Annotated in this window: 7 protein-coding genes; all 7 read left to right on the top strand. The window is 47.5% G+C overall.

The genetic code is table 11. The annotated features are described in order from the left end of the window. Nucleotides 1-91 precede the first annotated feature (91 nt). Complete coding sequence (locus tag ACZLMD_RS12200; protein ID WP_489495830.1) at nt 92-1,267, top strand: glycerate kinase; 1,176 nt, start codon at nt 92-94, stop codon at nt 1,265-1,267. Between the two features lie 68 nt (nt 1,268-1,335). Beyond that, a complete protein-coding gene (locus ACZLMD_RS12195; RefSeq protein WP_482522625.1) occupies nt 1,336-3,783 on the top strand; it encodes a helix-turn-helix transcriptional regulator in 2,448 nt (815 codons plus the stop codon). 115 nt (nt 3,784-3,898) lie between these two features. Continuing rightward, nucleotides 3,899-5,305, top strand: a complete 1,407-nt coding sequence (locus ACZLMD_RS12190) for a sodium-dependent transporter (RefSeq protein ID WP_489495828.1) — start codon at nt 3,899-3,901, stop codon at nt 5,303-5,305. 135 nt (nt 5,306-5,440) lie between these two features. Beyond that, the gene (locus tag ACZLMD_RS12185) at nt 5,441-6,190 is read left to right on the top strand and encodes a response regulator transcription factor (RefSeq protein ID WP_489495826.1); all 750 of its coding nucleotides are present in this window, start codon (nt 5,441-5,443) and stop codon (nt 6,188-6,190) included. A gap of 159 nt (nt 6,191-6,349) precedes the next feature. Beyond that, nucleotides 6,350-6,697 carry a P-II family nitrogen regulator gene (locus ACZLMD_RS12180; protein WP_022306512.1) on the top strand — a complete coding sequence of 116 codons (348 nt, stop codon included), beginning with the start codon at nt 6,350-6,352 and terminating at the stop codon, nt 6,695-6,697. Between the two features lie 69 nt (nt 6,698-6,766). Continuing rightward, nucleotides 6,767-7,900, top strand: a complete 1,134-nt coding sequence (locus ACZLMD_RS12175) for an ABC transporter ATP-binding protein (RefSeq protein WP_486818882.1) — start codon at nt 6,767-6,769, stop codon at nt 7,898-7,900. Nucleotides 7,901-7,934: 34 nt separating this feature from the next. Continuing rightward, a complete protein-coding gene (locus tag ACZLMD_RS12170) occupies nt 7,935-8,102 on the top strand; it encodes a hypothetical protein (RefSeq protein WP_489495823.1) in 168 nt (55 codons plus the stop codon). Nucleotides 8,103-8,179 lie beyond the last annotated feature (77 nt).

Below are 8,179 nucleotides of genomic sequence, written 5' to 3'. Positions count from 1 at the left end.
CCGCCGTGTACCGAACGGTACGCACGGTGGTGTGAGAGGACGGCGGTTAGTCACCGCCTCCTACTCGATTCAAGGAAGGATATGACCAGACATGAACAAGATCATTATAGCGATGGACTCGTTTAAGGGCAGTATGCGCTCTCAGGAAGCCGGAGAGGCGGTTAAGCGGGCGGCAGAGCAGATTTATCCGGACAGTGAGATAAAGGTATATCCCATGGCAGATGGTGGTGAGGGAACGGTAGAGGCACTGACCTTTGCAAAGCAGCAGATAGAGAGTGTGACATGTACTGTGACCGGTCCTGCTGGGACTTTGACACAGGCGGAGTATATTGTATACGGAAAGGGAGAGCAACGGACAGCCGTGCTTGAAATGGCACAGGCGGCAGGACTGATGCTGGTGTCTGACGATCAGAGAAATCCCATGAAAACGACAACCTACGGCGTGGGGGAGATGATCCGGAATGCTGTGGAGAGAGGCTGTCGACGTTTTATTATCGGAATTGGAGGAAGTGCGACCAATGATGCAGGAATCGGTATGCTGCAGGCATTGGGGGTACGTTTTCAAAATAACAGAGGAGAAGAGGTCTGTCGCGGCGGGGAAGGGCTGCTGCAGGCGGCTCGGATTGACCGGAGCGGACTGCTTCCGGTGCTGAAGGAGTGTGAGTTTCAGATTGTCTGTGATGTAACAAATCCATTGACCGGAGAGAACGGCTGCAGTATGATATTTGCACCGCAGAAGGGGGCAGACCCCGAAATGGTACAGATTTTGGAAAAGGGAATGGAGCATTTTGCGGATATCGCAGAGGATACATGTGAAAGCACAGATAAGACCGGGCGGATGACGCCCGGAGCCGGTGCGGCAGGAGGACTTGGTTATGCATTTCTGATGTTTCTTAACGGACATCTGGCAAAGGGCATTGACATTGTGCTTCGCGAGAGCGGCATTGAGGCGGAGATTGCTTCGGCGGATCTTGTGATCACCGGAGAGGGGCGAATGGATGAACAGACGCTGATGGGAAAGACTCCGGCGGGAGTCGCCGCTCTGGCAAAGAAGTATCATAAAAAGGTGATCGCCTTTGCCGGCTGCTTTGGAGAGGGGATTGAGCGTTGTCAGGAAAGTGATCTGTTCGATGCATGCTTTGCGGTGCGGAAGGAGAAGGTCAAACCGGAGGAGCTTGCCACTGTCAGAGCAGAAAAGGCACTGGAAGAGTGTGTGGTGTGCGCCCTGGAAATAAGTCGGAGGGAAAGCCGGCGAAGACAGTTTTGAAAATGGGTTGTACGGCTGCATGACAGAGAGCAACGAAGGTTGTTATAACAAACCAGAGAGGAGAAGGAATGGAAAAGGCGAAAAAAGCACGGGAACGTGACTGCTATATCAAACCGATCAAGGCGTGGAAGCTTATGAAGGCGGCAGATGAGGAAAATATGACCACTTATATTTACGGCGTGACAGGCTCCGGCAAAACGAGTCTGGTGAAGCATTATATGATCCGGCAGAAGGAGACATATGATCTGTTTGATGCGGAAACGCTGTGCGCAGAGGAGTTAAAGCTTCCGAGCGTAAAGACAAGGCGCATTGTGGTGATCGATAATCTGCACCGTCTGGCATGGGAGAATGATGAAAAGCTGCGGGAGGCAGTTCTTGCGCTGATTCGCAGAGAAGATATCTGGCTGATCTTAAGTGGACGATGTCCGGTGCTTCCGTGGATGAGTGATGCCAGGTTTAGGGAAGGCTTTTATGTGATCGATGAGGAGCTTTTGTTCTTTTCACCGAAGGATGTAAAACGATTTACAAAGGCGGCGGATATTATTCTGACGGAGGAGATGGAGCGAAGGCTTGTAGGTTTATTCCGCGGGTATCCGCTTGCGTGGTATATGTTGTATCAGAGAATCCGGGAAAATGATAAATGGAGAGACTGTATACTGGGTGTCGAGCATTATGAGAAGATATTTAAGTGGTCACAGGATCATGTGTGGGACTATCTGGAATTTCATGTGTATGACCAGTGGGAACCGCAGATGCAGGAGTTTTTGATGGAGGTGTCCATTGTAGATTCCTTTACGGTGCGCATGGCAGAGATGATCACAGGAGAGCGGAACATCGAATGGCTCATTGAACGTGCCAGATGGATGGGCAATTTTCTGCGGGAGAAGATCTGTCCGGACGGCTCGGTCAGGTATGAGCTTTATGATCCGATGGGAGTATCCATGCGCCGGCGGATAAGACGAAAGTACAGCAAGGAAAAGCTTGCGGCACTATATGAAAATGCGGGTCTTTGCTATCAACTTGACGGGGAGAGTACTAAGGCGCTGGAAATGTACCAGGAGGCAGGTGCAACGGAGCGTATGGTGTCTGTTCTGGTGGACAATGTCAGAAGGGCGCCGACCAGTGCCGATTATTATGCCCTCAAGCAATATTATTTTGCGTTGTCGGAGGATATCATATGTCAGAATCCGGAGCTGATGACAGGTATGAGTATGCTGCAGTCTTTACTGCTCAATCCGGAGGAGAGCGAGAGATGGTATCAGCAGCTTGTGCAGTATGCAAAGGAGCATCGGGGAAGCGAGAGAAAGCTTGCCAAAAGTCGGCTTTTGTTTCTGGATATTTCATTGTTGCAGAGGGGCAGCGAGGACATGATCAATATTTTCAAACAGTCCTATCGATTGCTTTTTGAACGGAAGCTGACATTGTATGAATTTTCCGTGACCGGCAACCAGCCATCCCAGATGAACGGGGGAAAGGATTTCTGCGAGTGGAGCAAGCGTGACCGGGAGCTGGCACGTTCGATCGGTAAGGTTGTCGAGTTTATCCTTGGCAGATACGGCAAGGGAATGGTGGATCTGGCTCTGGCGGAGAGCTTTTTAGAAAAGGGAGAAGACAATTATGAGGTATCCTTTCTTGCCAACCGTGGAAGAATGCAGGCGGAGGCAGGAGGTAAACTGGAGCAGTGTTTTGTGGCGGACGGGATTCTGGCATGGCTGCACATCCAAAACGGCAGATATAACGAGGCTCTGGAGCTGATGCAGCGTTTTTGGGAGCGTGCGCAGAAGGAAAATGCACAGCAGCTTCTGCCGAATATCCGGACCTTTCAGATACGATGTGCGCTTTATGCCGGTGAACGGGCGATGATCGCAAAGTGGATGGAAACTGCACCGGATGAGGAGATCGAGTTTCGTACCTATGACCGTTTTCAGTTTCTGACGAAGGTGCGTGTGTATCTGCAGATGGGGAGATATGAGCAGGCGTATAATCTGCTCGTAAAGCTTCAATATTATGCGTCCATGATGAAACGGACTTACATACTGATGGAATGTGATCTGTTGATGGCGGTTACACTTTACCGGATGGGGCAGGACGAATGGGAAACATTTCTGGATAAGGTGCTTACAAAGGCATGCGAGTATCATTTTGTGCGGCTTTTGTCCAGAGAGGGTGTTGCGCTGCAGCCGCTTCTGGCGCGGATAAAATGGCCTGCAGATGCTTCGGAGGATGAACCGGCATCAAGACAGGCATTTTTGAAGGAGGTCTGCAGTGAGACAGATCAGATGGCGCGTTATTATCCGGGCTATTTAAAGGCTGGACAGAAGGACGTGCGGTTGAGTGATACGGCGGTGAGTATTCTGAAGCTGCAGGCAGAGGGGATGTCCCGTGCCGACATTGCGAAGCGGCTTCATATGACTGAGGCAAACGTCAAATATCACATGGCACAGAACTATAAAAAGCTGGGTGTGAAGAATAAGGCGGGTGCTGTGATGGAGGGCAAAAAGAGAGGGCTTATCTGAGGCAGGGGATCCGTTGAATATTTGACATAATTATGTTAGAATATGCGCGAAGGCAAAAGTGAACATAGGAATTTATTCACTTTTACAAAGAAAACAGATCAAAGGAGTTAAAAAATTGAAAAAGAAAAGTAATTTCAGTGGCCAGATCGGATTTGTTCTGGCGGCGGCAGGAAGTGCAGTTGGAGTGGGAAATTTATGGCGTTTTCCGTATCTTGTGGCGAGAGACGGCGGCGGATTGTTTCTGATCATTTATCTGGTTCTGGTGCTGACCTTTGGATTTACTCTGCTTACAACTGACATTGCGATCGGGCGTAAGACGGGACAGAGTGCGATCAAGGCGTATGAGACGATGCGTCCGGGCTGGAAGAAGCTTGGATTTCTGACATTTCTTGTGCCGGTGCTTATCATGACCTATTATGCTGTGATCGGTGGATGGATCTTAAAGTATTTTATTGTATTTTTGACCGGTGCTTCCGGGGATGCGGCGAAGGATACATACTTTACGGGATTTATTACCAATACTTCTTCCGTGTGGTTCGGACTGATATTCATGTTTGTAACTGCACTGATCGTGTACAATGGTGTTGAGGGCGGTATTGAGCGCTGCAGCAAGTTCATTATGCCGGTGCTGCTGATCATGGTAGTCGGTATTGCCGTATTTTCACTTACCCTGAAGTCAAAGGGTGCCGATGGCGTTGTGCGTACAGGACTTGACGGTCTCAAGGTTTATTTGATTCCGGATGTCTCGGGGTTGACGGTTTCGAAGTTTTTACAGATCACACTCGATGCCATGAGCCAGCTGTTCTTCTCGTTGAGTGTATCGATGGGAATTATGATCACATATGGCTCTTACGTGAAGAAGGAGGTTGATCTGAACAAATCCGTTGCCCAGATCGAGGTTGTGGATACCGCAGTAGCATTTCTTGCCGGTATTATGATCATTCCGGCAATCTATGTATTCTCCGGTATGGAGGGCATGTCAGCCGGACCGAGTCTGATGTTTGTGGCACTGCCAAAGACCTTTTATGCCATGGGAAAAGCCGGATGTGTGATCGGACTTGTCTTTTTCCTGCTTGCAGTATTTGCGGCACTGACCTCCTGTATCTCCGTACTGGAGTCCATCACGGCAAACTGCATGGAGATCTTCCATACAGAGAGAAAGAAAACAACACTGGTTCTTGCAGTGATCTATCTGGCAGCAACCGCTGTGATCGCTCTTGGCTACAGTATCTTTTATCTGGAAGTGCCGCTTCCGAACGGTATGACAGGACAGCTTCTTGACATTATGGATTATATCAGCAACAGTTTCCTGATGCCGTTCATCTCAATCTTTTCGACGATCTTAGTGGGCTGGCTGGTAAAGCCGAAATGGATCATCGAGGAGATGGAGCATCCGAATGGCAGGTTCTCCAGAAAGCATTTGTATATCGTTATGATCAAGTTTGTAACACCGGTCATCATGGTAATTCTGTTCTTACAGTCTACGGGACTGCTTGAAAAGCTCCTGACAGCTTTTCACTAAAATGGAGGAAAAGATACCCTTGACAAGTAATTCTATTGTGGTATACTTCTAACATGAATTAAACAGATTTCAGAAAGTACGCAAAGACGTGTATATCTCTTTGCGTACTTTTTTTGTTTGAGGAGGTGTATGCCTATGAAGAGTTTTGAAACAAATGACTGGCTTGTACTAAACAGTATCATTTATAAGATATATACGACAAATGATTTTGACGGGATGCGCAAGCAGTTTCTGGAACAGATCAAGACGGTGATCGATTTTGACAGTGCGGACTTTTATCTGGCTTCGGCGAGACAGAAGGAGCAGCTGGAAAAGCCGGTTTTCTTTAACTGCGATGAGGATCTGTCGGATATTTATGAAAGTATTGATTACAGCCGGGGTATTATGTTCAGTGGGCGCAGCATGGTCTATCGCGAGACCGACATTATTTCCGATGAGAAACGGGTCAATACAGAGTATTACAGACGCGTTTACCGGCCGAATAACTGGCATTATGCGCTGCAGATGATCTTTGGCAGAAACAAATCCTTTCTCGGCGTCGTGACGTTGTACCGTACGATCGGCAAGGAGGATTTCACTTATGAGGATGTTTTTCTGATGGATATGCTCAAGGATCATATGGCATATCGTCTGTATCAGGAAAGGACGCATCAGATGACGGAACGAGAGAAGCTGACGATGACAGAGGCCGTGCAAAAATACAATCTGACCAAAAGGGAGCAGACGATTCTTGGACTTTTGCTGCAGGGAATGGAAAATCCGGAGATCTGTGATCAGCTGTCGATCACCGTCAATACCCTGAAGAAGCACATACTGAATATATACCGCAAATTAGGTATTCGGAATCGTGTACAGATGTTTAAACTCGTAAAGGAAAAGGAGTAGACAATAACCCGAAAGTAGCATAAAAATGGTACAGATGCAGTATTGAAGAATTTATTTTATTGTAGTATATTATTCGCAAGCAAAGGGGCTATTCGAATTTCGAATGGCCTCTTTTTGATATTTGTGAAGCAAATAAACAGATCAAAGGAGGGCTTTACCATGAAAGAAATCGTATTGATTATCAGACCTGAGAAGCTGGAGGTATTAAAGAGTATTTTAGATCAGATGAAATGTGGTGGTATGACAATCTCAACCGTTATGGGTTGTGGTGCACAAAAGGGCGCTGTTGAGGGCGTCAATGAGATCAAGGGCTTTAAGACGAATATCAACCTGCTTCCAAAGGTGAGAGTGGAAGTTGTTGTTGATGACTCGAAGGTGGAAAACATCGTAGCGGAGGTCAGAGACAAGGTGGCAACCGGTCATGTCGGTGATGGAAAGATCTTCGTCAGAAATATTGAGGAAGCGATCCGTATCCGTACCGGAGAGCGTGGAGACAAGGTTTTATAGATCCGGTGATGACAAAAGCCGGAGATGGTTTGATAGCAAAGGAGCATGATAAAGAGGTGATGTGATTTGATGAACACAATCGTAGATATTAAAGGCGTAAACAAAATATATGGAACAAATCATGTTGTAAAGGATTTGAATCTGCTGGTAGAGGAAGGAGAGTTTCTGACACTGCTTGGATCCTCCGGATGTGGTAAGACGACAACGCTTCGGATGATTGCAGGCTTTGAGGAACCGACAACCGGTTCGATCACCGTTGAGGGAGAGCCGATCGAGGATAAGGAGCCATATGAAAGAAATGTCAACACAGTATTTCAGAGCTACGCATTATTTCCTCATATGACGATTTATGACAATGTTGCATATGGTCTTAGGATGAAGAAGGTTCCGAAGAAGGAGATTAAGGAAAGAGTGCTTAAAATGTTAGAGATGGTACAGCTTTCCGGTTTTGAAAAAAGATATCCAAGTCAGCTTTCCGGTGGTCAGAAGCAGCGAGTGGCAATCGCACGGGCACTGATCAACCGCCCCAAGGTGCTGTTGCTGGATGAGCCTCTCGGAGCATTGGATCTAAAGCTGCGTAAGCAGATGCAGCTGGAACTAAAACGTCTGCAGAAGAAGCTGAATATCACTTTTATCTATGTAACACATGATCAGGAGGAGGCGCTCACGATGAGTGACCGGATCGCGATCATGCATGATGGTGTGATGGATCAGATCGGATCACCGACGGAGATTTATGAACGTCCGGCAACGAAGTTTGTGGCAACCTTTATTGGTGAGACAAATGTATTTGACGGAACGATCCGCTCCATTGAGGGTGGAAAGGCGGTCATCGGCATTGAAAACGGTGAGGTGACATCCTCCGGTTCTGTCGAAGAGGGCGATGGCAAGAACACCGGCTTTGCTGTAAATGAATTTGTAACCGTATCGGTTCGCCCCGAGAAAATGCATTTTTCTCCGAAACCGGTGGAGGGCTTTACGGTTCCGGCGGTTGTCAGAGATTACATCTATGTAGGCTCCGTGCTTAAATGCATTGCCGTTTTGCCAAACGGAAACGAGATCAAGATGGAGAAGCTTGCCGGAGAGGAGCTTCCGCCGATCGGTGAGAAAGTATTTATCTGCTGGGAGCCGGAGGATGCGGTGCTGATCCACAGTCTGGATAACCGGTTCTATCAGAGCATGGAGAATATTAAACTGGCATGATGCGCGACACTGCCTGAAGGAAAGGATGATTTCTATGACGAAAAAGAGATTTCGGGAAAAGACACTTCCTGCGGCGGTCATGGTTGGCCCCGTGACGTTGTGGCTGATACTGCTGGTGGCGGTTCCTCTGATCTATATTCTGGTCATGAGCTTTTGCAGTATTGATCAGTATTATAATGAGAGTGTGATACTTTTTCTGTAAAATAATGATTAGAAGGTTCTTCTATGATAAAATAAATATCATTAGGAGGGCCTTTTATTATGGCAAGACAAAAGAAA

Source organism: Jutongia sp., from assembly GCF_057878315.1.
Note: the sequence above shows the minus strand (reverse complement) of the source record. Positions and strands in the feature narration are given on the sequence as shown.